At 38.9% G+C, this 25472-nt stretch carries 32 protein-coding genes; 17 read left to right on the top strand and 15 right to left on the bottom strand.

Annotated features, from left to right (window positions below; genetic code table 11):
* The first annotated feature begins 7 nt into the window (after positions 1–7).
* The 4 genes from K2N75_RS03205 to K2N75_RS03220 all read left to right on the top strand — a co-directional run bounded on the left by K2N75_RS03205 (position 8) and on the right by K2N75_RS03220 (position 2776).
* The gene (locus K2N75_RS03205) at positions 8–799 is read left to right on the top strand and encodes a thiazole synthase (RefSeq protein ID WP_297679700.1); all 792 of its coding nucleotides are present in this window, start codon (positions 8–10) and stop codon (positions 797–799) included.
* Positions 800–808: 9 nt separating this feature from the next.
* Positions 809–1372 carry a manganese efflux pump gene (locus tag K2N75_RS03210; protein WP_297679699.1) on the top strand — a complete coding sequence of 188 codons (564 nt, stop codon included), beginning with the start codon at positions 809–811 and terminating at the stop codon, positions 1370–1372.
* 144 nt (positions 1373–1516) lie between these two features.
* The gene (gene recO / locus K2N75_RS03215) at positions 1517–2128 is read left to right on the top strand and encodes a recombination protein RecO (protein ID WP_297679698.1); all 612 of its coding nucleotides are present in this window, start codon (positions 1517–1519) and stop codon (positions 2126–2128) included.
* Between the two features lie 54 nt (positions 2129–2182).
* The gene (locus tag K2N75_RS03220) at positions 2183–2776 is read left to right on the top strand and encodes a thioredoxin family protein (RefSeq protein WP_297679697.1); all 594 of its coding nucleotides are present in this window, start codon (positions 2183–2185) and stop codon (positions 2774–2776) included.
* Between the two features lie 328 nt (positions 2777–3104).
* Here the strand turns inward: K2N75_RS03220 and K2N75_RS03225 are convergent, their stop codons facing one another.
* The 11 genes from K2N75_RS03225 to K2N75_RS03275 form a co-directional block, all read right to left on the bottom strand.
* Positions 3105–3251 carry a hypothetical protein gene (locus K2N75_RS03225; RefSeq protein WP_297679696.1) on the bottom strand — a complete coding sequence of 49 codons (147 nt, stop codon included), beginning with the start codon at positions 3249–3251 and terminating at the stop codon, positions 3105–3107.
* A gap of 217 nt (positions 3252–3468) precedes the next feature.
* Entirely contained in the window at positions 3469–4425 is a 957-nt protein-coding gene (gene corA, locus K2N75_RS03230; RefSeq protein WP_297679695.1) for a magnesium/cobalt transporter CorA, read from the bottom strand.
* Between the two features lie 82 nt (positions 4426–4507).
* Positions 4508–5716, bottom strand: a complete 1209-nt coding sequence (locus tag K2N75_RS03235; RefSeq protein ID WP_297679694.1) for a phosphoglycerate kinase — start codon at positions 5714–5716, stop codon at positions 4508–4510.
* 129 nt (positions 5717–5845) lie between these two features.
* On the bottom strand, positions 5846–6871 hold the full coding sequence (locus K2N75_RS03240; protein WP_297679693.1) for a HAMP domain-containing sensor histidine kinase: 1026 nt from the start codon (positions 6869–6871) through the stop codon (positions 5846–5848).
* A complete protein-coding gene (locus K2N75_RS03245) occupies positions 6872–7198 on the bottom strand; it encodes a rod-binding protein (protein WP_297679692.1) in 327 nt (108 codons plus the stop codon).
* A 10-nt stretch (positions 7199–7208) separates the two neighbouring features.
* The gene (locus K2N75_RS03250) at positions 7209–8291 is read right to left on the bottom strand and encodes a flagellar basal body P-ring protein FlgI (protein ID WP_297679691.1); all 1083 of its coding nucleotides are present in this window, start codon (positions 8289–8291) and stop codon (positions 7209–7211) included.
* 339 nt (positions 8292–8630) lie between these two features.
* Complete coding sequence (locus tag K2N75_RS03255; RefSeq protein ID WP_297679690.1) at positions 8631–9374, bottom strand: amino acid ABC transporter ATP-binding protein; 744 nt, start codon at positions 9372–9374, stop codon at positions 8631–8633.
* A 10-nt stretch (positions 9375–9384) separates the two neighbouring features.
* Positions 9385–10038: an amino acid ABC transporter permease gene (locus tag K2N75_RS03260; RefSeq protein ID WP_297679689.1), complete on the bottom strand. Its 654-nt coding sequence runs from the start codon at positions 10036–10038 to the stop codon at positions 9385–9387.
* 34 nt (positions 10039–10072) lie between these two features.
* Positions 10073–10705: a restriction endonuclease gene (locus K2N75_RS03265; RefSeq protein ID WP_297679688.1), complete on the bottom strand. Its 633-nt coding sequence runs from the start codon at positions 10703–10705 to the stop codon at positions 10073–10075.
* Entirely contained in the window at positions 10677–11837 is a 1161-nt protein-coding gene (locus K2N75_RS03270) for a class I SAM-dependent methyltransferase (RefSeq protein ID WP_297679687.1), read from the bottom strand. Before K2N75_RS03270 ends, K2N75_RS03265 begins: the two co-directional genes overlap by 29 nt.
* Before the next feature lie 23 nt (positions 11838–11860).
* Positions 11861–12496, bottom strand: coding sequence for an amino acid ABC transporter permease (locus K2N75_RS03275; RefSeq protein ID WP_297679722.1), 636 nt, complete (start codon positions 12494–12496; stop codon positions 11861–11863).
* A gap of 168 nt (positions 12497–12664) precedes the next feature.
* Between K2N75_RS03275 and hemJ the strand changes: the two genes are divergently transcribed.
* The 3 genes from hemJ to ubiE are packed head-to-tail and all read left to right on the top strand — an operon-like array spanning position 12665 to position 15242.
* Entirely contained in the window at positions 12665–13093 is a 429-nt protein-coding gene (hemJ, locus tag K2N75_RS03280; protein ID WP_297679686.1) for a protoporphyrinogen oxidase HemJ, read from the top strand.
* Between the two features lie 9 nt (positions 13094–13102).
* Positions 13103–14533, top strand: coding sequence for an argininosuccinate lyase (gene argH / locus K2N75_RS03285; protein ID WP_297679685.1), 1431 nt, complete (start codon positions 13103–13105; stop codon positions 14531–14533).
* Positions 14523–15242: a bifunctional demethylmenaquinone methyltransferase/2-methoxy-6-polyprenyl-1,4-benzoquinol methylase UbiE gene (gene ubiE, locus K2N75_RS03290; protein ID WP_297679684.1), complete on the top strand. Its 720-nt coding sequence runs from the start codon at positions 14523–14525 to the stop codon at positions 15240–15242. The genes argH and ubiE overlap by 11 nt, the downstream gene beginning before the upstream one ends.
* 197 nt (positions 15243–15439) lie before the next feature.
* On the opposite strand, the gene K2N75_RS03295 is transcribed toward ubiE, so the two are convergent.
* Complete coding sequence (locus tag K2N75_RS03295; RefSeq protein WP_297679683.1) at positions 15440–16069, bottom strand: trimeric intracellular cation channel family protein; 630 nt, start codon at positions 16067–16069, stop codon at positions 15440–15442.
* 57 nt (positions 16070–16126) lie between these two features.
* Positions 16127–16702 carry a thermonuclease family protein gene (locus K2N75_RS03300; protein ID WP_297679682.1) on the bottom strand — a complete coding sequence of 192 codons (576 nt, stop codon included), beginning with the start codon at positions 16700–16702 and terminating at the stop codon, positions 16127–16129.
* A 157-nt stretch (positions 16703–16859) separates the two neighbouring features.
* Here K2N75_RS03300 and apt point away from each other — a divergent pair, with 157 nt between their 5' ends.
* From apt to K2N75_RS03350, 10 genes are all read left to right on the top strand, one after another.
* A complete protein-coding gene (gene apt, locus K2N75_RS03305) occupies positions 16860–17414 on the top strand; it encodes an adenine phosphoribosyltransferase (protein ID WP_297679681.1) in 555 nt (184 codons plus the stop codon).
* Positions 17415–17493: 79 nt separating this feature from the next.
* Entirely contained in the window at positions 17494–17862 is a 369-nt protein-coding gene (gene panD, locus K2N75_RS03310; protein ID WP_297679680.1) for an aspartate 1-decarboxylase, read from the top strand.
* Complete coding sequence (locus K2N75_RS03315; protein ID WP_297679679.1) at positions 17855–18166, top strand: YbaB/EbfC family nucleoid-associated protein; 312 nt, start codon at positions 17855–17857, stop codon at positions 18164–18166. The genes panD and K2N75_RS03315 overlap by 8 nt, the downstream gene beginning before the upstream one ends.
* Positions 18166–19332, top strand: coding sequence for a PDZ domain-containing protein (locus K2N75_RS03320; RefSeq protein WP_297679678.1), 1167 nt, complete (start codon positions 18166–18168; stop codon positions 19330–19332). Before K2N75_RS03315 ends, K2N75_RS03320 begins: the two co-directional genes overlap by 1 nt.
* Positions 19307–20170 (top strand): polyprenyl synthetase family protein, encoded by an 864-nt coding sequence (locus K2N75_RS03325; RefSeq protein WP_297679677.1) that lies wholly within the window; start codon positions 19307–19309, stop codon positions 20168–20170. The genes K2N75_RS03320 and K2N75_RS03325 overlap by 26 nt, the downstream gene beginning before the upstream one ends.
* Before the next feature lie 9 nt (positions 20171–20179).
* The gene (gene surE / locus K2N75_RS03330; protein ID WP_297679676.1) at positions 20180–20974 is read left to right on the top strand and encodes a 5'/3'-nucleotidase SurE; all 795 of its coding nucleotides are present in this window, start codon (positions 20180–20182) and stop codon (positions 20972–20974) included.
* On the top strand, positions 20967–21656 hold the full coding sequence (locus K2N75_RS03335) for a tRNA threonylcarbamoyladenosine dehydratase (RefSeq protein ID WP_297679675.1): 690 nt from the start codon (positions 20967–20969) through the stop codon (positions 21654–21656). The genes surE and K2N75_RS03335 overlap by 8 nt, the downstream gene beginning before the upstream one ends.
* Positions 21643–21792, top strand: a complete 150-nt coding sequence (locus K2N75_RS03340; RefSeq protein ID WP_297679674.1) for a hypothetical protein — start codon at positions 21643–21645, stop codon at positions 21790–21792. Before K2N75_RS03335 ends, K2N75_RS03340 begins: the two co-directional genes overlap by 14 nt.
* A gap of 9 nt (positions 21793–21801) precedes the next feature.
* On the top strand, positions 21802–22686 hold the full coding sequence (locus tag K2N75_RS03345; protein WP_297679673.1) for a carbon-nitrogen hydrolase: 885 nt from the start codon (positions 21802–21804) through the stop codon (positions 22684–22686).
* Positions 22686–23246 (top strand): methyltransferase domain-containing protein, encoded by a 561-nt coding sequence (locus tag K2N75_RS03350; RefSeq protein WP_297679672.1) that lies wholly within the window; start codon positions 22686–22688, stop codon positions 23244–23246. Before K2N75_RS03345 ends, K2N75_RS03350 begins: the two co-directional genes overlap by 1 nt.
* A 216-nt stretch (positions 23247–23462) precedes the next feature.
* Here the strand turns inward: K2N75_RS03350 and K2N75_RS03355 are convergent, their stop codons facing one another.
* On the bottom strand, positions 23463–24473 hold the full coding sequence (locus K2N75_RS03355) for a beta-ketoacyl-ACP synthase III (RefSeq protein WP_297679671.1): 1011 nt from the start codon (positions 24471–24473) through the stop codon (positions 23463–23465).
* Positions 24474–24476: 3 nt separating this feature from the next.
* Complete coding sequence (plsX, locus tag K2N75_RS03360; RefSeq protein WP_297679670.1) at positions 24477–25463, bottom strand: phosphate acyltransferase PlsX; 987 nt, start codon at positions 25461–25463, stop codon at positions 24477–24479.
* Between the last annotated feature and the right edge of the window lie 9 nt (positions 25464–25472).

Genomic DNA, 25472 nt, shown 5'->3' on the forward strand with positions numbered 1-25472 from the left:
ATATTAAATGCAAACAGATACACCTCTAAAAATTGGAAATAAAACCTTTCAAAGTCGCCTTATTGTAGGTAGCGGCAAATACAAAGACTTCCAAACAACTTTAGACGCAACCCTTGCTTCAGAGGCAGAAATGATTACCGTTGCAATTCGACGCGTGAATATCACAAACCCCAATGAAGAAAATTTACTAGATTATTTTAAAGGAAGCAAGATTCAGTTTTTGCCAAACTCGGCGGGCTGTGTCAATGCAGAGGAAGCCATTGCCCTTTTTCGTTTAACGCGTGAAGCCACAGGCATTGAGTTTGTCAAACTAGAAATTATCGGCGACACACAAAAAACGCTTTATCCTGATGTGCTTGAGACGCTCAAAGCTTGTGAGGTTCTAGCAAAAGAGGGCTTTTGCGTGCTTGCGTATAGCAACGATGACCCCATTATGGCACGCCATTTAGAAAATGCTGGCGCAAGTGCAGTAATGCCTCTTGCCGCACCCATTGGTAGCGGACTTGGCATACAGAATCGCTATAATATCGCCTTTATCAAAGAGGCAATTTCTGTGCCGCTCATTGTAGATGCGGGTGTGGGTTGTGCTTCTGATGCTGCGATTGCAATGGAGCTTGGAGCGGACGCGGTGCTAACAAACACCGCCATTGCACAAGCAAAAAACCCGATTCTAATGGCACAAGCAATGCGTGATGCGGTGCGCGCAGGACGCGCAAGTTATCTTGCAGGTAGAATTCCAAAAAAACCCTACGCCACAGCAAGCTCACCCACAGGGGGAATCGCAAATCTCTCATTATAGGGAAAGCTTATGCCGCATTTAGAGATTCTCTTACTTGGTATTACTCTAGCCATAGATGCTTCGGTAGTAGCATTTTCTTATGGATTATGCCAAAAGTGGCACATAGGAAATGGAATTAAAATTGCGCTTGTTTCCTCTGTTTTCCAACTATTTATGCCTATTTTAGGCTGGACTCTACTATGGTTTGCTAACACAAGATTCTCACATTTTGCCAATACCTTTGACCATTGGATTACCTTTATTGTCTTTTTGGTTTTGGGGCTAAAAATCATCAAGGATTCTAGCTCCAATGAAGAGGAACAAACGCAAAAAAGTCTCTCCTTTTGGGTTTTGCTCCTCATTGGTATTGCTACAAGCATAGATGCACTTGCTGCGGGCGTGCTGATATTCTCACAAAACGAACCTCTCCTTAGCAGTGCCTCTTGGATTGGCGTGATTACTTTTATTTGCGTCATTTTAGCCTATATGCTTAGTAGAACGCTTACAAAAATCCCCACACGCATTCTTGAAATCAGTGCGGGCTGTATCTTGATTGCACTTGGATTTAAGGTGCTAGCAGAACATACTTTATAGAAAATTTACTCCTTATCCCATTGTATCAGATTGCGTCGCAAGTTCTATACAATAAAATCGCAACAGCCTTGCAATGGCAGCGCAAAATTTATCCTTGCGAAAATTTATGCTAAAATTGAGTAGAAATTTACCAAAAGGCAACTTTTGCAAGGCTATATTCTACACACTTTGCGCGTGCGTGAGGAGGATTTGCTTGTTAGAATCCTGACACAAAGCCAACTTCACACACTTTATCGGTTCTATGGTGCGCGCCATAGTGTCGTGCATCTAGGACACAAGATTGACTTTTCCATAGAACAAGACTTGCGTGAGATTGGACGCTTAAGAGAGCCGATTCATCTAGGCTTCATTTGGGAAAGAGAGGCGCAAAAAAGATACTTTTGGCAACAATATCTCAACCTCTTAAACGCGCATTTAAGAGATATTTCTCACCTAGATTCCTTTTATTTTGAGCATTTAGAAGAGGGAGTAAAACGACTAGAAAAAGAGAATCCCAAACGAGCCATTCTCAATTTATACGCTAAACTCTTGCGCTTTGAAGGCAGAGGAAACACGCTGCAAACTTGCCTCATTTGCGAGCAACCCCTGCAAGACAAAATCATCTTGGGGCGCGGATTGGTTTGCGGACACAAAGATTGTATGCAAGGCGCGATATTTGAGCAAGCACACATTGCACAATGGCTTTCTTTACGCGGAGAGTTTTTAGAGGAAGCCGAAGTAGATAATCTATGGAATCTCCTAATGCAAGGTCTCTAAATCCAAAAAAGAGCTATTTTAGGCTATAATTGCATTTTTATTAAGGAATCCAAAATGAAAATTTTATACTTTTTTTGCTCCATTCTCTTAGCTTTTAGCTTCAATGCTTGTCAAGAAAAGGTTGGAGATGAGATTGTCTCTAGCGGCACAAACAACACAAAAGAACAATTAGAGGCAATGAGAAATATAGATAGAAACTCCTATGCGGAAGTTTCTGATGTATTTAAGGAAACAAGTGAGATTACAAGTGATAATCTGCCCTTTTTTTTGGTGTTTTCGGCAAATGGTTGCGTGTATTGCGATAGGCTAAAAAATCTCATCAAAGAGAATCCCGAAATCAAAAACTTTCTTAAATCCAACTACGCACCTTATTATATCAATATTAGTTACACCAAAACCCACAAAATCGGGTTTTTAAATCAAGAGTTAAGCACTGCGGATTTGGCGCAAAAATATGCAATCAAACCCACGCCCACGCTTGTTTTTTTAAGCCCAAGCGGTAAAGAATTATTCATCTATCCCGGTTTTATGCCAAAAAATCGCTTTTTAACCACTTTGGAATTTCTTACCAATCCAACACTAGAGGCAAAAGAGCCTCAAAACATTGCACAAGAGCTGCAAGATTATTGGAAACAAAAGGGAGTATAAGGACTTGCTTTGAAAATCATAGAATCCCAAAGGGATTCCTTTAACACATTTTTAAAATCATCTCCAAAGCCTCACGCATAAAGAAATCCCGATAATCTTTCTTGCATTTCTGCCAATTTGTTGGCAGGCACCACACATTTGCAGATTCCACCATAACTACCGCCCGCCCATTTGCGTTTAAGAAAATCCCTGATAAGTTCTAGGGTTGGAATCCTTTAAGGCAAAATTTTAGACGCATTGGCTTTTGTGTTTTTGCCAAAGGGACAAATGCTGATGAGTTTTTGATATTTTTTGTATCCCAACCTTTCCAATGCGGATTCCACAAAAACTATATTTTCTGCTCCTTGCGGAATCTCTGCTTGCGTAAAGTCAATTTTATGAATGTGTTGTCAAAATATTTCGTGTTGATTGCGCGCACGAGATTCAAAATCCCATCGCTGATGATATGTTCTTGTTTCCAATAGGGATTCAACATTCTCTGCACTTTAGGAATAAACCAAATCCCTTTTTACAACAAAAGAGACTTAGAAAAAGTCATCAATAATCACTTAGATTATATGGTTTTAGCCTTCAAAAATAATCCAACGAGTGTGCTTAATCACAAACAGCACGACATCAAACCCGCGCGTTTTATAATCTTTGGATTCCTCAATATTAAAGATTTCGTCAATAAATTTTACACAAATATTCTCTTAGAGCCATTTTTTCTTTTTAAAATAAAGCATAGGAAGAATCGTTGAAATCACCATTATTCCCAAGGCGACAGGATAAGCATAAGTCCATTCTAGCTCTGGCATATGCGTGAAGTTCATTCCATAAATCGTGGCTATCAATGTGGGCGGCATCATCGCAACCGTTACCATTGTAAAGGTCTTAATGATTTTGTTTTGTTCAATATTGATTTGACTTGAAAAAAGCGTTTGAATATTATCCAAAATATTCATATTGACATTCGTAAATTCTACCAAAGAGTTGATGTCTTTTAGCACCGTGCCTAAGTCCTTTTTCACCTCTGAATCCGCCTTGTGTGTGCGCAAAAGTGCCGCGATTGCAAGTCTTTTGTCAAACAAACTATCACGCAAACTTAAGTGCATTTCTTGCAAAATAGATAAATTTTCCAAGATTTCATCACCTAATTTCTTATCAAATACCACAGAGCGACGCAAAAGACGCGTTTGCTTCGCAATGCTTTCTAGTATATCCGCATCTCTTTCTACGCGCAATTCAAAAATTTTGGAAATCAAATCAAATCCATCTTCAAATTTTTTCGGACTTGCAAGCACTCTTTGCTGAATTTCATCAAAAACCTTAAATTCATTATATCTAACGGTAAATAGAATCCCCCGCGTGAGCAAAAAAGTAATCGTTTCATTATGTAACACATTTTCTGCGCTGGGACGCGCAAGGAAGTAAGTGTTAATCGTTACGGTTTCACTATTTTCCCAATAACGCGAAGATTCCTCAATCTCTTCGCGTTCCTCTTTTGTTGGAATATCTAAAAGATAAGTTTTAGATATATAGGCAATTTCTTGCGCTGTTGGGTGTAGCAAATCAATCCAGAGTATATCTGCATCTACTTGGATAGCCTCTACGGCTTGCACACTTTCTCTTACCACCATACCATTGCGTTTAATAAAAAGATTCAACATTATCTACCTCTAATTCTTTAAAACTAAAGGAGATACGGAATCTCTCCTTTAGTTTTTTATTTTCGTCGGGGGTTCTCCCATTTTATACTCTCTTATCCAATACTTCAAATGCTGGCAATACAGCACCTTCAAGCAATTCCAAACTCGCGCCACCTCCTGTTGAAGTAAAACTCATACCATCTTTATTTCCCGCCTTATCTACTGCGTCTGCAGTATCACCTCCTCCAATCACACTATACGAGTAAGTATCTGCGATTGTATGGGAAATACTAAAAGTTCCGCGAGAAAATTTCTGATTCTCATAAACACCAAGAGGTCCATTCCAAATAATCGTTTCACAATCCCGAATCACCTCGTTAAATAGCTTCACGGTTGCAGGTCCAATATCTACCGCCATTAAACCTTCTTGAATATCCTGCGCGGGACTAATTTTAATTTCTTTTGGTTCTTTAAGATTATCCGTTGAAACAACATCTACGGGCAAATAGATTTTTACACCTTTTTCTTTTGCATTTCTTAGAATATTGCGCGCCTCTTCTAGTAGATTTTCTTCAATAAGAGAATTTTTCATATCATAACCCACAGCCTGCAAAAAGGTATTGCTCATTGCACCACCGATAATAATTTTATCTACCACATCTAAAATAGATTTCAAAAGTGTAAGCTTTGAAGAAACTTTTGAACCTCCGACAATAAGCAGCAAAGGACGCAAAGGGTTAGAAAGGGCAATAGCAAAAGAATCAATTTCTTTTTTGAGCAACAATCCCGCCACTTTTTCTTTGGCGAAACTTGCGATTCCATAAGTAGAAGAATGTTTGCGGTGCGCTGTTCCAAACGCGTCATTGACATAAATATCACAGAGGCTAGCAAGCTTTTGGGATAATTCTGGATTATTCTTTTCTTCTCCCTCGTGGAATCGGATATTTTCTAGCAACACAATACTGCCATCTACTAGTGTATTTAAAGTAACTTGTGCATTTTCTAAATTATCCACAAAAACAACATCTTTAGATAAAAGTCTCTCCAATCGTTTCAAAATATGCTTCAGAGAAAACTCATTGCTTCTGCCTTGCGGACGCCCCAAATGACTTACCAAAATAATAGACTTCGCGCCATTGTCAATACAATAATTAATAGTAGGAATCGCCTCACGGATTCTTGTATCATCACTGATATTTAATTCGCTGTCCATTGGGACATTAAAATCTACACGAATCAAAACCCGCTTATCTTTGATATTCACCTCACGGAGACTCTTTACATTCTGCATTTCTTGAATATTATTGCTCATTTTTGCCCTTTTTGTTCATTGTAGTTAAAAATTTTAACTCAAAATGGCTTAATTCCTATTATATCCCAATGCAAAAATGTAACAAAATTTAATTTTTCAATCAAATGTGCAAATTTTACGCGTTTGAAGTCAATTTAAAAATTGTGGAATAAGGATTTCAAACCCTTTTCTTTCTCCTTTCATAAGAGAAATTGTGCCTCCGTGTGCCTCAATAATCTGCAAAGAGAGTGCCAAACCCAAACCATTTCCCTTTAATTTTGTGCTTTTAAAAGGCTCAAACAGAATCTCTGGATTCTCAATCGGCTTGCCGCTATCATAAATCCTAAAAATCGCATTTTGCGAATCCTTAATACAAGTAATCTCCACAATTCCCTTTTCCTCTTCACTCTCTTCTATTGCGTCAATTGCATTGAATAAGAAATTTTGCAGCACGATACAAAGCAAATCAAAATCCGCTTCAAAGGAATCACATTCAAAATGGAATAAAAAATTAATATTTTTAGAATAAGTATAATAATTTAATGCTTCGTTGAGTTCCTCTTCAAGACTTTGGGGGTTGATTTTTGCCTTATTGCAATGCACACCTTTAGAAAACAACAAGGTAGCTTTTACGATTCTTTCCACACGCCAAATAGATTTCTTAATCTCCAATACAAGAGTTTTGTTTTTTAACTCCACGCGATTTGCAAGAGTGGAAGCAAGCAAAGCGACTGAACCTACGGGATTCCTGATTTCGTGTGCTAAATGCGCAGAAATTTGTCCCATTGAAGCAAGCCTTTCGCGCCGCTTCTCGCTTGTAATATCTGTCGCAGAAATAATCAATTTATTTAATTTTTGATTGGATTGCACCAAATAGACTTTTGGCTCGCCAAAAGCCTCCAATTCAATTTCCTGCCGATTATTTTGCGATAAATCAAGCTTTTCTAATAACTCTGGAATCTCGCTAGCAAGGCTATTTTGATAAAAAATCGTCCCCTCTTGCTCTAGAACCCAAACCGCCGTTGGCAAAACATCTAGCACTTCCTCAAAAAGAGCTTTTAACTCTACAAATTCCTTTTCTACTTCATAGGTTTGAGTAATCAGCTCCTTTAAGCCTTTTGCAAAGGATTCCTTATCACTACTACTTAAAGATTCTAGTAGATTTTGGTCTATCACTTATAAACCCTTAACGCCTTGTTTGCCTTGTAAATCTTTGAGATAATCATAAAGCAAATCACTAAACCCGAAGCTTCCGCTTAAACTATCAGCTAAAGTATCGCGATACATAGACTCATAAATATCATGTCCGGGAGCTTTAGGGAAAAGAGATTCGTCCATTTTCAATGCAGTATCTAGCATATTTTTGATAATCAATGCTTCAAAAGCATCTGTTTGCTCTCTCAATCTTGAATCATCATCTGTTTTAATAATGTTTGGTGTAGATTTTGCTGCGTCTAACAACTCTTTAGAATATCCACCGATTCCGCTAAAATCAATATTCATTTTAAACTCCTTAAATAATTTCTAAATCCGCATTAAATGCGCCCGCTTTTTTCATCGTTTCCAATATCGCAATCACATCTTTAGGCGTTGCCCCCATTCGTTGCAAGGCACGCGTTACACTTGAAATCGTCGGATTATTAGCGCTTGTTACCATTGCACCTTGCGCACTAAAGGTTGCTCCATTGCCCATATCCACAGCTTCGGGGTCGTTATTTGGCTCATTGCTGACTTTAATCGTAATATTATTATGTGTTACAACAATAGGCGAAACCTCTACACCCATTCCAGCAATCACTGTTCCTGTGCGTTCGTTAATGATAATTTTGTCCTCTTTAATCGCATCTACCTCCACTTCTTGCACGCGAGCCAAGAACTCTACCATACTCATTTCTTGTGGGCGTTGCAGTTTGATTGTACGAGGATCTACGGCAGTAGCAATAGGAGCTTGAATCTCTCCTGCGTTTTGGGGATTAGGGAAAGCCGCATTGATACGCGTTTGAATCCGCACAGCATTTTGAAAATTAGATTCTTTTAAACTCAAGGTTGCATTCAGCTTATTATAAAGGTCATAAGTTACTTCGCGTTCCACCGTTGCGCCATTGGGTAAAATACCTGCTAATGGGTGATTTGCGCTTCCTCCTCGCTCACTTTTACCTCCGATTCCAACTGCTCCTTGTGCTACTGCATAGATTCTACCATCTAAACCACTAAGCGGGGTAAGCAAGAGCGTTCCGCCCTCTAACGATTTTGCATCTCCAATGCTAGAAACAATGATGTCAATCTTGTCCCCTTGTCTTGCAAAGGCGGGGAGTTTTGCAGTTACCATTACTGCTGCTGCGTTTTTGGAGCTAATGTCATTAGGATCTACTTTGACATTCACGCTTTCTAACATATTGGAAATAGATTGCATTGTAAAGGTTGAGGTCGTCTTATCGCCTGTTCCATTTAACCCAACAACCAGACCATATCCGATGAGTTGGTTATCGCGCACTCCAACTACATTGACTAAATCTCCAACTTTTGCACAAAAAGACGGAATCGTAAAACAGAGGAATACTAGTAGAATGATTGGAATCTTACGAAGTTGTTTCATTGCTTGAATATCCTTTTCTCGCTTAAACTAAATAAAGATAAAGCAAAACTTGTTCCAAAATTGTTTTTAACACATTGGATTGACTTAGATTGTTTTAAATAAGGAAGTTGATTTCAAGGGATTCTGCATTTCCACACAGAATCCAAAATTTGGCTATTTTGTCTGACCGCTACGATGAGAAGGGTGCTGATAGTCGTTGCCTTTGCAAGCATTGAACGCAAACATTAAACCCAAGATTCCCAAAATGACTAAAGCTTTTTTCATAACCTCTCCTTAAATGAAATGTCATAATTATACAGACTTTTTGAGAAATTGTTGCTAATTTATTATATTTAGAATCTAAAATTCAAAAATATTCAAAAATTTCTTTGCACGCTCGCTTTTGGGATTGCTAAAAAATTCCTGTGGCGTTGCAATTTCTGCTATTTTTCCTTTATCAAAAAACACGATTCTATCAGCGACATTTTGGGCAAACTTCATCTCGTGCGTTACAAGTAGCATTGTCATTCCCTCGCTTGCTAGCTCCTTAATCACATCTAGCACTTCCTTTACCATTTCAGGGTCTAAAGAGGCGGTAACCTCATCAAAAAGCATAATCTCTGGATTCATACAAAGTGCGCGCACAATGGCAACGCGTTGTTTTTGCCCTCCGCTTAAGCTTTTGGGATATGCGTCCTTTTTTTGCTCCAAACCTACGCGGCGCAAGAGACTTAAAGCCTCTGTAATTGCCTCCTCTCTTTTGCGATTCTCTACTTTCATTGGTGCTAAGATGATGTTTTCTAAGACACTCAAATGCGGAAAAAGCTCATAATTTTGGAATACCATACCGATTTTTTGGCGCACTTTTTTCCATTGGGTTTTCACATTTTCACCACTAATTTGCGTGTCTTTGAAAAAAATTTTGCCCCCTTGTATGGATTCTAGCCCATTAATGCAACGCAAAAAGGTGCTTTTGCCACAACCACTTGGTCCCAAAATCGCGCAAACTTCCCCTTTTGTAATTTCCAAGCTCACAGAATCTAGCACCAAATTGTCCCCATATTTTTTTGTGATATTTTCTAATCTTAAAAGAACAGGATTCATCGCCTTAACCTTATATTAATTTTTTCTCTAAACTTCTGCTCCACAACGAGAGGGGATAGCATAGTGCGAAATACACCATAAAGATTCCGCCATACACCCAAAAACTCGCCGTTGGATAAGCAAGGAGATTCACTTCAATGATTTGCTGACCAACTTTTAGCATATCGCTCACACCAATGAGTGCCGCTAGAGAAGTTGTTTTTATCATTCTAGTAAAGAGATTTACTAGGCTTGGCAAAAGCCGCTTGAAACCTTGCGGAAAGATAATATAATACTGCACTGCAAATTCGCTTAAACCCAATGCCCTCGCGCTCTCGCTTTGATGTGGAGGCAAACTTGAGATTGCTCCGCGCACTAAATCCCCCATTTCTGCGATTCCCCAAAGGCTAAATACCAAAATACACGCGGCGATTCCGCTTAGGTTCAAAAAGCTAGAAAAGCCAAAATAAACGATAAACAACCACGCCAAAATCGGAATAATGCGGATAGATTCTAAATACAATCGGCAACCACCGCGTAAAACCTTAGATTGCAAAGTCATCAAATATCCTAAAATAAAGCCAAAAATGCAAGAAAACAGAATCGCTATCAGCGCGATTTGAAGTGTTACTAGCACACCTTGCGCGATTCTTAACATATTTTGCGGCAAAAAGAGTAATTCCATTGTGTTTCCTAATTTAAAATACCTAATATTTGGCTTATTCAGTCTCCAAGATTCTATGATTTAATAACATTTCTTTTAGCGCAAAAGGGTATCCCTTAACCTTTTTATCCCAACTTTTTATATAAATATCCAAAATATATCGCATAGCCTCAATCTCGGTTCTATTTGAAAATTCTCTATTCTTAGACCAATCACATTGAAAAGGCAAATTATTGCCATTTGGCACAAGCGTTTGGATTCTTTTAAGTGATGTATAAAAGCAATCTTGCGTGTCATTTTTATTGATGACTAAAAAGTAATAATCGTAGCCTATTTTTAATTCATCTACTAGCATACTATGAAACTTATCCCACGCTAAAGGCATATTCCTAACCCCGCTTAAAGCGTAACCCATACCTAATTTTGATGAGCAATTATCCGCTGCACCATTGTTTAAATCTGAAATTTTAATATTGACAAAAAGTTCCTCTTGAATGCAAATCCTAAAATCATACCATTCTCTAATGCTTGGCGTTTTGATTTCTTTAAATTTTTCAAGTAATTGTAATTGTTTTAAAATCATTTCTTCATTTGTTGCAGAATTTAATCTGCCATCATCGTTTTCGTTCTTTAATAAAAGCGGGTGATTTTTCAAAAAATCAACAATGTTTTCTAAATATTGCGTCATCTATCATCGCCTCTTTTAAGGATTTTTGAGCAAAAATAAATCTGCCACCCGTTACAAACCCCATTTGCTCCCAATTTAGCGTATTTAATTGCTCTACTGCTTTTTCTAAATTTAACGGAATCTTTGGAAAAAGTGCTAAAATGGAGCCGTCCCATTTTTTACATTGATGAATGAAAAATGGTTTTTTGTTTCTTGTTTTGCAATTAACATAGATTCTAGGTTCTTTTTCTCTAAAATTTACCGAACGCCCCCAAGCCCACCAATTCTCCTCATTAAATTTTTTAATGCTACGATTCAGCAAAATTTTTTTATATTTTTCAAGTTCTGAATCATATCTTTCGTAAATCATTCTTTTTAGTTTGCCTGTTTTTGCTGTTTGTGAGCAGACAAACTCCTCTCCGCATTCGCTGACAAAAACTTCATCTTTGCCGCTAACTGCTCCTACTTTTATATCAAAAATTTCTCCAAGTGATTTTACCTTACGACTTTGACTAAAAGAAATAATGCCATCTTGAATAAGCAAATGTTTTTTGCCACTAAAAGTTTGGGTTTGATAAGAAAAATTGCCCTTTTCGTATCGGAAAACGCAGACATTAGGACAAGATTCACGGAATAGTTTTTTATCTCCATAATCAAAGAAATGCGTAATTGTCCCATTATCCAAAAGAAGTTGATTTGTATATCTTGCAGAAGTGAGTTTGATAAAATCGCGTGGAACAATAAAAATCAACTCGCCACCCTCTTTTAGATGATGAAAACATTTCTCAATAAAATAAAGATATAAATTTGCCTCTACATTAATATTTGTTTGGTGTGTAATGTTTAAAAACTTGTTATCTACATAGGGCGGATTACCTATAATGGTGTCAAATTTCTGCTCCATAGGATAATCAAAAAAATCCATATTTAAGACTCTTTTATCCTTTATCAAGCTTTTATCTATCTCAATAAAAACCGCATTGTCTTTCAAGCATTCTTTAAAGGCTAGATTCCCGCAACTTGGCTCTAAAAGTCTCCCCTTTTTGTTTTGAATCAAAGCAATACATTGCTCTACAAGAATCTTGGGGCTAAAAAACTGCCCTAGATTCCTTTTAAGACCCGATTGCGTAATGCTATTTTTTGTATTTTGCATTCTCTTTCTTTTCATCTTTACCTCTAAATATACCGCTTATAATGTCGCTCCAAAAGCGAAAACAGAATGGACAAAGGCAAAAGCACCACCAAATAACAAAGCACAAGCAGCAACAAAGTTTCACTTGTCTTATAATAACTACCGATTAAATCCTTAGTTACATACAGCACATCTGCTAGAGCAATTGCGCTAACAACTGAAGTTTCTTTGAGCAAGAAAATTGCATTTGCAGCAATAGAGGGCAAACTCACCATTAGGCTTTGTGGCAAGACGACAAAGGCGATAAGCTGCCATTCACTAAGCCCTAAACTCCGCCCGGATTCTAGCTGAATCTTACCCACAGATTCCAACCCCGCACGAAAAGATTCTGCCATATAACTTCCACCCAAAAACACTACACCGATGAGGGCGCAAGCATATCCGCTCAAATGGAATCCGATTTGCGTCAATCCATAATACAAGAAAAAAAGCTGAATCAGCAAGGGCGTGTTGCGTGAAAGCTCAATGTAGCCTTGCGTCAATGTAGATAAAAAACGCAATTTATAATACTGCACCAAAGCAATCAAAAACCCCAAAACAATAGAAAACAAGATTCCAAAAAAAGATAAATGTAGCGTCAGCCACAAAGCTTTGGCAAAGGTTGGAATCGCATTTTGCATAAAAGCAAAATCAAGGTTCAAAAACAGCTCGTGCAAACAAAATCCTCATATAAATTTCAGTTATTTTGGCAATTTGTCGCGGATTATACAAAAAAGATAATTAATTTTTCGCTTGACTTTAAGTCTGTTTTGCTACAATTTTGACTTTTAGTTTGTAAGGAGCAATCTATGGCATATCTTTATGTAAAGATTTTTCACATTGTGGCGTTTGTATCGTGGATGGCGATGCTATTTTATCTCCCTAGACTTTATGTCTATCACGCGGAGCATTTAGACAACAGCGGCTTTGTAGAAGTTGTAAAGATTCAAGAGGAAAAACTCTTTAACTTTATTGGCTACCCCGCGCTAATTTGCACATTAATTTCTGGGATATGGTTACTTGTGTTAGAGCCAAGTTGGTTCAGCGGGGGCTGGTTGCACGCAAAGATTCTAATTATCGTGCTTTTGGTAGCTTATCATTATAGCCTCTATCGGTTTTTGGTGGCTTTTAGAGAGAATCGCTGTTTTAAAAGTGGCAAGTTTTTCCGCGCTTACAATGAAGTGCCCACACTCGCCATTATTTTTATCACTATTTTAGTCATTCTCAAACCTTTTTAAAGGTAAAAAATGGAAAATCAAAAACTTTGGGGCGGGAGATTTAGCGTAAGTGCAGCAGAAATTTTAGATGAATTTAACGCTTCTTTGCCCTTTGATAAAAAACTCTACAAGCAAGATATTTTAGGCTCTCAAACACACGCCAAAATGCTGGCAAACTGCGGAATCCTAACAAAAGAGGAAGCAGAGGAAATCTGCAAAGGCTTAGAGCAAGTTAAAGAGGAGATAGAGCAAGGAGCATTTGAATTTATCCTTAGCGATGAGGATATTCATATGGCAGTGGAGAAGCGACTGACACAAATCATCGGTGAGGTGGGCAAAAAGCTCCACACCGCACGCAGTCGTAACGACCAAGTCGCCCTTGATTTTAGACTTTTTGTGCTAGATTCCAACCACAATTTACGCGCGCTCCTTTTAGACTTAATCGCCACTCTATTAAGAATCGCAACCCAACACACGCAAACAATGCTTCCGGGTATGACGCACTTACAACACGCCCAACCTGTGAATTTTGGCTTTTTGATGTGTGCGTATATCAGTATGTTTGTAAGAGATTTTGAAAGATTGGAATCCTCTTTTAGACGCAATAATTTCTGCCCATTAGGCGCGGCGGCTCTTGCTGGCACACCTTATGCAACCGATAGATTTTTCACTGCACAAACTTTGGGCTTTATTGCGCCAACATTAAACGCCACCGATTCCGTCAGCGATAGAGACTTTGCACTAGATTTTCTCTATGATTGTTCTATGATTGCAATGCACATTTCAAGACTAGCCGAAGAACTTGTGCTGTGGAGCAGCTATGAGTTTGGATTCATCACTCTAAGCGACGCATATTCCACAGGAAGCTCCATAATGCCACAAAAAAAGAATCCCGATGTCCCCGAGCTTTTACGTGGCAAAAGCGGACGCGTTTATGGCAATCTCCTCTCGCTTTTAGTAGTAATGAAAGGCTTGCCACTTGCTTATAATAAAGACACGCAAGAGGACAAAGAGGGTGTGTTTGATAGTTTTGAAACATTGGACATTGCGCTAAGAATCCTTAAAGATACCTTACAAACAATGACTATTAACACCGATTCTATGCTTAAAGCCTGCAAAAGAGGACATTTGAGTGCGACAGATTTAGCGGACTTCCTCGTGCAGACTTGTGGGATTCCATTCCGCGAAGCACACCATATCACAGGCAAAGCCGTAGCCTTTGCAGAATCCTTAGGCAAGGACTTAAGCGAGCTTACGCAAGAGGAATTATGTAGCGCGGATTCTAGGATTCCACAAAGCGCGCACAAAAGCTTGGACTTAATGACTTCTATGAATAGCAGAAACTCCTATGGTGGCACTTCCACGCAAGCGACAAAAACACAGATTGAGAGCTTAGAGGCTTGGCTACAACTTGCAAAAAGGGCATTGCAAGATTCAAAGGAATCCCAAAATGCAAAATAAGCAACAAGAAATCATCGCGATGTTTGATGACATTGCGGGAAGCTATGATTTGGCAAACCGCGTGATGAGCTGCGGGATAGATATTGCTTGGAGACAAAAGGCTTGCAATCTTGCCTTTAAAAACTTGCCACAAGAATCCTTGTCTGCGTTAAATATCGCTGATGTTGCTTGCGGGACGGGAGATATGATAAGCCATTGGCACAAAAATGCGCTCAAAGAAAAGGTGCAAATCCAAACCATAATAGGACTAGACCCGAGCGAGGGAATGCTAAATGTCGCACGCAAAAAACTCCCCAATGTGGAATTTAAGCAGTGTGAGGCAAAAGAACTCCCACTAGAAAGCGCAAGCAAGGATATTTTAAGCATTGCCTATGGAATCCGCAATGTCGTTGAGAGAAAACGCGCTTTAGAGGAGTTTGCGCGGGTGATTAAGCCCAATGGAATCTTGGTAATTTTGGAATTTACCAAATGTGAGAATCCTACGCTTTTGGAAAAACTTATGGGATTTTATACCAAAAATATCCTACCTTATATCGGAGGAATTGTCTCTAAAAACTACCGCGCTTACCGCTATTTGCCCGATTCCATTGAGGAATTTCTCACCGCAAAAAAGCTTAATAGTGAGCTACAAGAAGTAGGCTTTATGCCACTTTACACCAAAGCATTTTCTGCAAATGTTTGCACATTGTTTATTGCTAAGAAGCTTTAGAAAAAGTCTAATTTATCGTTATTGTAGGTGGTGAGTAGCGGAAAATCAAAAGTTCGCCGCTTCGTCCTTGTGAGGCAAAGCCGAAGCAATTATAATCTTGCATACTTAAACCTTTACAATGGAATCTTTAAAGATAAGATTCCACATTATAGATTACCACGAATCGCAAACTTTTCTCGCAATGACAGGGCAAGATTCTACGATTTAGGCGTATATTTAAAGGTTGGAAGCCCCAAATGATAACGAATCGCAACCAAGCGCGCAACAAAGCCAATGGAAAGGCAAGCGATAATAATAAGATTTGGATTCATTACAAAATAATTCGCGCTAATCCATTCACAAACCACATACAAGCTACCTACAAGCAAGGAAACACTAGCATAAAGCTCTTTTTGAAACACCAGCGGAATCCTCGCACAAAAAATATCCCTTAAGATTCCGCCAAATACTCCCGTGATGACTGCTCCTGTTACTGCCATTGCCCCACTTGGGTGCAAATCTATCCCCACGCGCGCGCCAATCACGCTAAAAACCGCAAGCCCCATAGCGTCCAGCACCAAAAAGGTGCGCTCAAATCTAGCGACAAAATAAGGAATCTTGGTCGTTAAAATTGCCGCAAAACACACGATAAGTAAGTATTCTGGGTGAGCCACCCAAGTAAGAGGATAATGCCCAAAAAGCACATCACGGATAGAACCTCCGCCAATCGCGGTTACACAAGCGATAAAAACCACTCCAAACCAATCCATATTATGCCTTCCAGCCGCTAACGCGCCACTCATTCCCTCTGCGGTGATTCCTACAATATATAAACTCGTCAAAAGCATTTTAACCCCAACATCATCATTTTATCTCCTTAAGATTCCATATAAAAGTTATGCAATTTATTCGGCAGAATCTCCGCTTAATGTTTCTTTGGCGATTTCTTGCAAGGTTCTTTTCAAGCATTCCATTTCCTTGCCCCACTCTTTCCACAATCCGCGCTTTTCAGCCTTTGCAATACTTTCTAGCACTTCCAAATCTGCCAATACTGCGGATTCTGTAATATCAAAATACTGCACCACCGCATAGCCATCACGCACTAACTCCGCATTAAAGAGATTCCCCCCGCGTTGCAAAAAACACCAACCGCTTTTATAACCCAAACGATATTGTTGTTCCAAAAAAACCTTATTGCGCGTGTATTGCATCGCAAAATGTCGCATTTCTTTAACCGCTCTTGCACTTACTTCGCAAGTGTCATTTTTGAAGCTTTTGCTCACACCTGCGACACCATAAAGCTGACAATAAAGCATTCCATAATCCTTGCTATACATACTAAAAAGCGTGGGCGCAAAAATATGCTTCATCAGTGCCTGCCTGCTAATAGGAGGCGTCGCAAAGGCAAAGAGATTTAAGCTTGTCAAACACAAGCCTAACAGAATGAGAAAAAGTTTGTTAAGCAATTTTTGATTTTGCATTTTAAGATTCTGCCTTTTAAAAGCATTTTATTTTATGCTTGAAATTGTAGCAAACTTCCACTTTTATCAAATTTTAATCCAAACAAAACTTAAATTCTTGACACATTAAGATAAAACGCGTTAAGATTTCGGGAATTCTGATTTTAAAAGGACAAATATGCAACAACTCACCCAAGAGGACAAAAAAAAATTACTTGATTCTATCCGCACGATTCCAGATTATCCACAACCCGGAATCTTATTTTATGATATTACAACACTTCTAAACAATCCACAAGTTTTTCATTTTATTATCTCTCATCTTAAGACACATTATGAATCTTTCAAGATTGATTTTATTGCTGGAATTGAAAGTCGTGGCTTCATTTTTGGCGCGACTTTAGCTTACGCGCTAGGAGTTGGATTCGTGCCAATCCGCAAAAAAGGCAAATTGCCTTATACAACGATTTCTGAAAAATACTCTTTGGAATATGGGTTTAGTGAAATTGAAATCCACATTGATGCATTTAAAAATTCAAAGAATCCAACCCCCAATGTGCTTTTGATAGATGATTTAATTGCCACAGGTGGCACAGCAGTCGCCGCAGTCAATCTCATTAAACAAGCGGGAGCAAATTGTCTAGAATCTTGCTTTATTTTAAATTTAGAATCCCTAAAAGGCGCAGAAAATTTGCGTAAAATTGTTCCGATTTATACGCTTTTGGATTTATAAGGAAATCTTTATTTAAAGATTCTAAAAATATGAAATCAAAAATATCAAAATGTGTTAAAATTCTTAAAAAGGTTTTAAATTGAATCTCACAATGTTATATAGCAAAATTCATCGGGCGAGTGTGAGCGATGCCAATCTTAACTATGTAGGCTCTATTACCATTGATATTGAACTCATCAAAGCTGCGGGACTTCAAGAGGGGCAAAAGGTAGATATTGTCAATATCAACAATGGTGAGCGATTCTCAACCTATGTGATAGAGGGACAAAAAGGAGATATGTGCCTTAATGGTGCAGCAGCGCGCAAGGTGCAAGTGGGCGACAAAATCATCGTAATGGCGTATGCTACCTATACACAAGAAGAACTTGCAACTTATACACCAAAAGTTGTGCTAGTAGATGAAAAAAACCAAATCATCGCAATTAAAAAGGAGTTGAAAAATGTTTGACCCACAGGAGCTTGCTAAAACACTTGGAAGCCTACAAGAAAAGCTTAAAGAGGCGCAAGAAGAGAACAAAAACTTAACTTTCAGTGCCAAAAGCGGTGGGGGATTAGTAAGTATCACAGCCAATGGAGAGGGAGAAGTCATTGATATTAGCATTGACGATTCTTTGCTAGAAGACAAAGAATCCTTACAAATCCTCCTAATGAGTGCGTTTAATGATATTTCTAAGAGTGTAGAGCAAAATCGCAAAAATATGGCAATGGGAATGTTGGGCAATTTAGGAGATTTTCCATTTAAGGGGTTATGATGAATTTAATAAATTTCAAAAAACTTTGCAAAAAACTTTGTTGGTTGGGATACGGAATCGCTGCGTTGAATCTGCCACTTGCTGCATACGACTTTGAGGCTTGCAGACAAAAGGCGGTTCTTTCAATGGAACGCGTAGGCAGCACTTATGGAATCGCTATTAAACGGCTAGGAGATTCTACAAAAGAATCCGAAAACAGCTTGACACCCTCCAAAGTAGCCCTTTTTGTTTATTCTCCACACTCTACACCCAAAGGTTATAAAATCCTAAAACACGACCCATTTGTTGGAATGTATTTATTGGAATCCAAAGGAGAATTGCTCCCTATTTCCTTGCGTTCTATCAATAAAGAAATCCTAGAGGACGAAATGGCAAGCATTCTACCGCAAGAGGGCGTGAGTGGAAAGATTCAAACGCGTATGCAAAGTCCCATTGATTATGCAACGCTCAATACTCCAACCTTTCAAAATAGCCTTATTAGCACGGTTTGCGACCATATTTATGGAATCGGGATTGGCAAAAATCAATTCATTGAAAAAGTTTATTTAGAGCGATTTATTTATGGCAATTCAGTTTATTATGGAGACATTGGAGTACGCGTTTTCCAAAACAGCGAGGATAAAGTGGAAGTGAATCTCATTGACCCATTTTTCAGCGCAAATCCCTTTGCGTATGGGGATATTATTATGGCGATTAATGGCGAAGCGATTCCAAATGTCGCACATTTTCATCGTGTAGTTTTTGATTTAAAAGAAGGTGAAAGCGTGCCTGTGCGCATATCACGCAATGGAGTAGTAATGGAGTTACAGGCGCGCGTGGATAAAAGACGTGGCGGAATGCTCTTAAAAGAAGATTTTTTAGGGCGCGTAGGAATTGAAGTCAATAGTGATTTTGTGGTAACCTCTGTCGCACCTTATGCCAAAAATGGCTTTGAACGTTTAAGAGTGGGCGACAAAGTCTTGCGCGTCAATCAGCAAATTGCTCCAAAAGGCTATGACGCAATTATTCGCCTGCTTGGTAAATTTCCAGACAAAACGCAAAAATGGCTGATTTCGCGAGATGATTTTCAATTTTTTATCAATGTCAATCAAAAAGCACAACCTACAAATACGCAAGATAGTCTCATACAAGGACTTTTAAATGAATCTAATGCCTTTAGTCTTTGATAGATTTGAACATTATGTCAAGAATCAAGCTCCAAAAGTTGCAAGTTTTCACCCTCATTTTGAAGCAGCTCTGTGGGAAATGGTTGTAAATGGCGGTAAAAGATTCCGTCCGAAACTTCTTCTAAGCATTGTTGCAAGCTATAAACCCAAAATGCTAGAAAAGGCTTTTGCCCCTGCGCTTGCATTAGAGATTCTGCACACTTATTCGCTTATTCACGATGATTTACCTGCAATGGACAATGCGCCCTTGCGCAGAGGCTTCCAAACACTTCACACAAAATACGATGAAACGAGTGCGACTCTAGTGGGCGATGGGCTAAATACGCACGCGTTTTATCTGCTCACAAAGGCAAAACTAAAACCAAAAACAAAGGTGAAGCTAATCCAATGCTTAAGCTACAATGGTGGAATCTATGGTATGGTGCTAGGACAGGCACTAGATTGTTATTTTGAACATCAAAAACTTCCGCTAAAACAGCTAAGATTCATTCATCTAAATAAAACAGCCAAGCTGATTGCAGCAAGCTTACAAATGGGTGGAATCCTTGCAGATTGTGATAAAAAGACACGCAAATCTCTTTATAAATTAGGCTTAGACTTGGGATTATTTTTCCAAATTCGTGATGACATCGTAGATGCCACACAAAGCGAACAAGAAGCCGGCAAACCCACACAGCACGATACTGATAAAAATAGCTATGTAAATTTATTGGGATTAGAGGCGGCAAAAAAAGAAGCAAAAAATCTATCGGATTCTATTTTGACACAATTTAAAACGCTTAATCCAAAAGCCAACAAAATTTTAAATGAACTCTTAAGTCATTATTTTATTTTTTAAGAAGCAGTGATGAAACGCATTTTACTTACCAATGACGATGGTTATCAATCTCCCGGACTTTTAGCACTTAAAAGTGCGTTAAACCCACTTGGGCATATTATGATTGTAGCACCCGCTAGTGAAAAATCTGCCTGTGGGCACGCAATGACCCTCACGCGCCCTTTGCGTTTTGTAGAACTAGAAGATGATTTTTATAAGCTAGAGGATGGAAGCCCTACGGATTGTGTTTATCTTTCTTTAAATGCGCTTTATCAAGAGGGATTTATGCCGGATTTAATTGTGAGCGGAATTAATATTGGCTCTAATATGGGGGAGGATGTCAGCTATTCTGGCACGGCAAGTGCTGCAATGGAGGGCGTGCTACACGGGATTCCCTCTATTGCTATTTCACAAGTCTTGCAAGATAAAAATTACTTTGGATTTGATTTTGAACTCGCAAAACAAAGTATTTACAAAATAGCCAAAAAAATCCTAAATCATACATATCCTCTAGGCGCAAGAGAATTTTTAAATATCAATATTCCACAAATTTCTCCCAAAGACTGCAAGGGATTTAAAATCACCGAACTTGGAATCCGAACCTATGGCAACGACGCGCATGTGCATCGCAATCCTCGCGGAGAGGAGTATTATTGGCTTGGCTTACATCCTCTTGCGTGGAATGAGCGAGACAACAACGAAACTTCCGACTTTGAAGCAACCAAAAACGGCTATGTTTCTATCACTCCTATTACCCTTGATTTTACCGCAAGGAATCGCTTGCGCGCTTTAGAAGATTGGATTAGCGGGGGATTCAATGAATAAAAAATTTGCAAGAACTTTACCATTATTCAAAGAAGAGGGTTTAGCAAAACTACAAGATTCCAAAGTCCTTATTCTTGGCGTAGGAGGTGTTGGAGGATTTGCATTGGATTGCCTTTATCGCACAGGAATCGGTGAGATTTGCATTATAGATTTTGATTGTTTTGAGCCAAGCAATCAAAACCGCCAAATCGGCTCTCTAGGCGGAATCGGACGCAAAAAAGTAGAAGTGCTTGCTGAAATTTATCAAGGCGTCATTCCCCTTGATGTAAAAATCACACAAGACTTTATCCAACAATTTGACTTTACCGCTTATGACATTGTTTTAGATGCGATTGACGACATTGACGCAAAAATCGCTCTTGCACTCAAAGTTGCAAATCAGCCCGAATCTCCTGCAAAACCTCTTTTACTCTCCTCTATGGGAAGCGCTAAGAAACTAGACCCATCACAGATTCAATTTGCACCAATTTGGAAAAGCTATGGGGATAAATTTGCAAGAAAATTTCGCGAGGGGTTGAAAAAGCAAGGTTTTAAAGGAAGTTTTATGGTAGCCTTTAGTCCAGAAGAGCCAAAATGTAAAGAGCTTGGGAGTTTTAGCGGAGTAACAGCAAGTTTTGGACTACGCTTAGCGAGTGAAGCCATTACAATGATTTTAAAAAGGAGTAAAGATGAAAATTTTTGAGGACGAAAATTGCGAAGAGTTTGAAGATGAGGAATATGACGGCTACAATTCGGAGTATGAAGACAGCGATAAATTTCTCTATGATGAGGACGATTACGATAGCGGAGAGGAAGATTACGAGGACGCAGACTACTAAGGAGTAAAAATGGAATCCAAAATCAAAGTTGCTTTAATCCAACAATCCTATAAAGGCAGCAAACCCTCTACACAGCAAATAAGTGCGCAAATGATAAAAGAAGCTGCACAAAATGCAGCACAGCTTGTTTTATTGCAAGAACTCCATACGCAAGAATATTTTTGTCAAAGTGAAAATGTAGATTTTTTTGATTATGCGTTGAGTTTTGAAGCAGATTGCGAATATTTCAGTCAAATTGCCAAAAACAATAAAATCGTGCTTGTAACTTCACTTTTTGAACGCAGAAGTGCAGGACTTTATCATAACACGGCAGTCGTGTTTGAACGCGATGGAGACATTGCGGGAAAATATCGCAAAATGCACATTCCCGACGACCCTGGATTCTATGAGAAATTTTATTTTACGCCCGGGGATTTAGATTTTACGCCCATTACTACAAGCTTAGGCAAGCTCGGAGTGCTTGTATGTTGGGACCAATGGTATCCTGAAGCCGCACGCATTATGGCATTAAAAGGGGCAGAGATTCTCATCTATCCCACTGCAATTGGTTGGTTTAATAGCGATAAAACCGATGAAAAAGAGCGGCAAAGGGAAGCGTGGATGGCAGTGCAACGCGGACATAGTGTCGCAAATGGAATCCCTGTTGTAGCGATTAACCGCGTGGGTTTTGAAGCGGACAAAAGCGGGGTAATGGAGGGAATCACCTTTTGGGGTTCTAGTTTTGCCTATGGAGCACAAGGCGAATTGCTCGCGCTTGGAAGCGTAGAAAAAGAAGAGATTTTATATTTTGAATGGGATAAACAAAGAAGCGAGGAAGTGCGTAGGATTTGGCCCTTTTTGCGTGATAGACGCATTGATTCCTATCAAGAGATTCTCAAAAGATTCTGCGACTAATGCAAAGCGACCAAGACAAATGGAATCTGCGTCATAAAGACAATCCAATTCCAAGTGAGCCTCTTGCGCTGCTGCGTCAATTCATCACCAAAGCCCCACAAGGCAAAGCACTAGATATTGCTTGCGGTATGGGACGCAATTCGCGCTTTATGCGGGATTGCGGATTTGAAGTAGAAAGCATAGATATTTCTGACTTTGCGATTGCTTCCTTGCAAAATGAACGCAATATTTACGCACATTGCGTAGATTTGGATTCTTTTAAAATTCCGTCGCAAAATTATCATCTCATTTGCAATAGCTATTTTTTAGAACGAAGATTATTTCCTTTTATGCGTGAGGGATTAAAAAAGGGTGGAATCTTAGTCTTTGAAACTTTTGCCAAAAGCGAGATAGAATCGCACAATGCCTTTGCAAGCAATTCTAATCATTTATTGCACAAAAATGAGCTTTTGCACGCTTTTTTGGATTTAGAGATTTTATTTTATCAAGAAACTCTGATTCCACGTGCCAAAGATTCCTCGTTAGCTTTGGTAGCTAGATTGGTTGGCAGAGCAAACTAATACATTTGTTTGTAGCAAGATTTTATATTGACATTTACAACATTACTAATTTGTGCTATTGTGAAGCCTCATCAAGCTTGAGCAATCCATAATTTGGCATAGCAAGTTTAGCAATAGAATCACAAAGTCAATTTAGATTATGAGCTTGCAAATGCAGGCTAGATTCTTTAATAGACACTCACCACATTCGCAAGAATAAAAACACTGCCCGCAAAATCATTGACCACCAAAGGTAAGAATCGCAGAACCCCAAGTCAAGCCACCACCAAAAGCGTCCAAAAGCAGTTTTGAACCCTGCTTGATTTTACCGCTTTCGTATAAATCATTGATAGCCATAGGAATAGAAGCAGCAGAAGTGTTGCCATATTTCTGCACGGTAAGGGCGACTTTTTCACTTGAGAATCCCAATGCCTCTCCTACCGCAGAGATAATGCGTAAATTTGCTTGATGTGGAACAAAAAAATCAATTTCATCTTTGGAGAGATGATTTCTTTGTAGAATCTCTACCACATCTTTTGTCAAGGTCTTTACCGCAATTTTAAAAGTCTCATTGCCTTTCATTTTGATAAATTGCAAACGTTCTTGCAAAATTTCAGCACTTGCAGGATAACGACTGCCACAACCCGGTGTCATCAAAAGCTCTTGATATTGCCCATTTGCAGCACACTGCACATCTAATATGCTAAGGTTTTTATCCTCTGTCGCACGAATGACTGCAGCTCCTGCTCCATCGCCAAACAGAACACAAGTACTGCGGTCTTGCATATCTAAAATACTTGAAATCTTTTCCGCACCGATAATCAAAATATTTTTGTAAGTCTGAGATTCTATGAAAGATTTTGCAAGAGAAAGGAGATAGATAAATCCACTGCAAGCCGCTGCAATATCAAAAGCAGGCTTATTGATGATTCCTAAGTTATTTGCCACTACACACGCAGTTGAAGGCATACAAAAGAAATCGGGAGAGATTGTTGCAACAACCACCGCATCAATCGCGCTAATATCAATCTGCGCGCGCTCTATTGCGATTCTTGCGGCTTTGGTTGCCAAATCACTTGTTGCTTCATTGTCCTCTGCAAATCGCCTTTCTTTAATGCCTGTGCGTTTCGTTATCCATTCATCGCTTGTCTCAACAATTTTAGATAAATCCTCATTACTCACGATTCTACTAGGAACATATGCACCAATAGAACTTAAGGACGCATAAAGTGGAATTTCTATTGACATTTCTTAAATCTTATATTTCTCTAAAGCACTTAAAATTTTGTCATTGACATTATTTTCAACTGCTAAAATTGCTTGAAAAACTGCATTTTTCATCGCCTTTGCATTGCTTTTTCCGTGGCAAATGATGACATTCCCATCTACCCCAAGAAGCGGCGCACCTCCATATTCGGCATAATCAATTTGTTTTTTAAGCTTTTTAAAGACATTTTTCATAAACAATGCACCAAAGATTCCAATAGGAGAGGATTTAATATATTTTTTTAACAAAAAAATAATAGAATCCGCCACTCCCTCGCTTGTTTTTAGCACAACATTACCGACAAATCCATCACACACAATGACTTCTACATTTGCGTCAAAAATATTGTTCCCTTCAATGTTGCCAATAAAACTTGGATGCTTTTTTAAAAGGTCAAAGGCAACTTTTGTCATTTCATTACCCTTACATTCTTCCTCTCCATTTGCTAGCAAACCAATCCGTGCCTTAGGATAGTTAAGAATTGTAGTCGCATACTCGTGCCCCATAACTCCAAACTCAAAGAGATTCTCTGGTTTGCAATCAACATTTGCACCCGCATCTACTACTAAACTTTTTTGTGCGTCTATACGTGGCATAAGAGTGCAAATTGCTGGACGAGAAACACCCTTTAAACGTCCAATTTTTAAAGTTGCAAGGCTCATTGTTGCACCGCTATGCCCAGCAGAAACCACTGCGTCTATTTGCTTATTTTTAAGCATTTCGATTGCGAGATAAATAGAACTTTCTTTACGCTTGAGTGCAGAAGTTGCACCCTCTTCCATCGTAATAAAATCCGTGCAATGCACAATTTCTACCTTTTGCTTGTATTCTGCAGGAATAAGCGGCGCAATAACTTGTTCATCACCTACAAGCACAAGTGTAAAATCACGTTCTCTTAGTGCCTGCAAAGCACCTTGCACAAGCGGGGAAGAGCCAAAATCTCCACCCATTGCATCAACGGCAATTCTCATTTGCAAAAT

The organism is Helicobacter sp., from assembly GCF_029067145.1.
GTDB lineage: Bacteria > Campylobacterota > Campylobacteria > Campylobacterales > Helicobacteraceae > Helicobacter_D.

What these genes read in the sequence shown, in the direction of transcription:
- K2N75_RS03205 (WP_297679700.1), top strand. Translation starts at nt 8, where the DNA reads ATGCAAACAGATACACCTCTAAAAATTGGAAATAAAACCTTTCAAAGT.
- K2N75_RS03210 (WP_297679699.1), top strand. Translation starts at nt 809, where the DNA reads ATGCCGCATTTAGAGATTCTCTTACTTGGTATTACTCTAGCCATAGAT.
- K2N75_RS03220 (WP_297679697.1), top strand. Translation starts at nt 2,183, where the DNA reads ATGAAAATTTTATACTTTTTTTGCTCCATTCTCTTAGCTTTTAGCTTC.
- K2N75_RS03225 (WP_297679696.1), bottom strand. Translation starts at nt 3,251, where the DNA reads ATGTTGAATCCCTATTGGAAACAAGAACATATCATCAGCGATGGGATT.
- corA (WP_297679695.1), bottom strand. Translation starts at nt 4,425, where the DNA reads ATGTTGAATCTTTTTATTAAACGCAATGGTATGGTGGTAAGAGAAAGT.
- K2N75_RS03235 (WP_297679694.1), bottom strand. Translation starts at nt 5,716, where the DNA reads ATGAGCAATAATATTCAAGAAATGCAGAATGTAAAGAGTCTCCGTGAG.
- K2N75_RS03245 (WP_297679692.1), bottom strand. Translation starts at nt 7,198, where the DNA reads ATGAATATTGATTTTAGCGGAATCGGTGGATATTCTAAAGAGTTGTTA.
- K2N75_RS03250 (WP_297679691.1), bottom strand. Translation starts at nt 8,291, where the DNA reads ATGAAACAACTTCGTAAGATTCCAATCATTCTACTAGTATTCCTCTGT.
- K2N75_RS03255 (WP_297679690.1), bottom strand. Translation starts at nt 9,374, where the DNA reads ATGAATCCTGTTCTTTTAAGATTAGAAAATATCACAAAAAAATATGGG.
- K2N75_RS03260 (WP_297679689.1), bottom strand. Translation starts at nt 10,038, where the DNA reads ATGGAATTACTCTTTTTGCCGCAAAATATGTTAAGAATCGCGCAAGGT.
- K2N75_RS03265 (WP_297679688.1), bottom strand. Translation starts at nt 10,705, where the DNA reads ATGACGCAATATTTAGAAAACATTGTTGATTTTTTGAAAAATCACCCG.
- K2N75_RS03270 (WP_297679687.1), bottom strand. Translation starts at nt 11,837, where the DNA reads ATGCAAAATACAAAAAATAGCATTACGCAATCGGGTCTTAAAAGGAAT.
- K2N75_RS03275 (WP_297679722.1), bottom strand. Translation starts at nt 12,496, where the DNA reads ATGCAAAATGCGATTCCAACCTTTGCCAAAGCTTTGTGGCTGACGCTA.
- hemJ (WP_297679686.1), top strand. Translation starts at nt 12,665, where the DNA reads ATGGCATATCTTTATGTAAAGATTTTTCACATTGTGGCGTTTGTATCG.
- argH (WP_297679685.1), top strand. Translation starts at nt 13,103, where the DNA reads ATGGAAAATCAAAAACTTTGGGGCGGGAGATTTAGCGTAAGTGCAGCA.
- ubiE (WP_297679684.1), top strand. Translation starts at nt 14,523, where the DNA reads ATGCAAAATAAGCAACAAGAAATCATCGCGATGTTTGATGACATTGCG.
- K2N75_RS03295 (WP_297679683.1), bottom strand. Translation starts at nt 16,069, where the DNA reads ATGCTTTTGACGAGTTTATATATTGTAGGAATCACCGCAGAGGGAATG.
- K2N75_RS03300 (WP_297679682.1), bottom strand. Translation starts at nt 16,702, where the DNA reads ATGCAAAATCAAAAATTGCTTAACAAACTTTTTCTCATTCTGTTAGGC.
- apt (WP_297679681.1), top strand. Translation starts at nt 16,860, where the DNA reads ATGCAACAACTCACCCAAGAGGACAAAAAAAAATTACTTGATTCTATC.
- K2N75_RS03315 (WP_297679679.1), top strand. Translation starts at nt 17,855, where the DNA reads ATGTTTGACCCACAGGAGCTTGCTAAAACACTTGGAAGCCTACAAGAA.
- K2N75_RS03320 (WP_297679678.1), top strand. Translation starts at nt 18,166, where the DNA reads ATGAATTTAATAAATTTCAAAAAACTTTGCAAAAAACTTTGTTGGTTG.
- K2N75_RS03325 (WP_297679677.1), top strand. Translation starts at nt 19,307, where the DNA reads ATGAATCTAATGCCTTTAGTCTTTGATAGATTTGAACATTATGTCAAG.
- surE (WP_297679676.1), top strand. Translation starts at nt 20,180, where the DNA reads ATGAAACGCATTTTACTTACCAATGACGATGGTTATCAATCTCCCGGA.
- K2N75_RS03335 (WP_297679675.1), top strand. Translation starts at nt 20,967, where the DNA reads ATGAATAAAAAATTTGCAAGAACTTTACCATTATTCAAAGAAGAGGGT.
- K2N75_RS03340 (WP_297679674.1), top strand. Translation starts at nt 21,643, where the DNA reads ATGAAAATTTTTGAGGACGAAAATTGCGAAGAGTTTGAAGATGAGGAA.
- K2N75_RS03345 (WP_297679673.1), top strand. Translation starts at nt 21,802, where the DNA reads ATGGAATCCAAAATCAAAGTTGCTTTAATCCAACAATCCTATAAAGGC.
- K2N75_RS03350 (WP_297679672.1), top strand. Translation starts at nt 22,686, where the DNA reads ATGCAAAGCGACCAAGACAAATGGAATCTGCGTCATAAAGACAATCCA.
- K2N75_RS03355 (WP_297679671.1), bottom strand. Translation starts at nt 24,473, where the DNA reads ATGTCAATAGAAATTCCACTTTATGCGTCCTTAAGTTCTATTGGTGCA.
- plsX (WP_297679670.1), bottom strand. Translation starts at nt 25,463, where the DNA reads ATGAGAATTGCCGTTGATGCAATGGGTGGAGATTTTGGCTCTTCCCCG.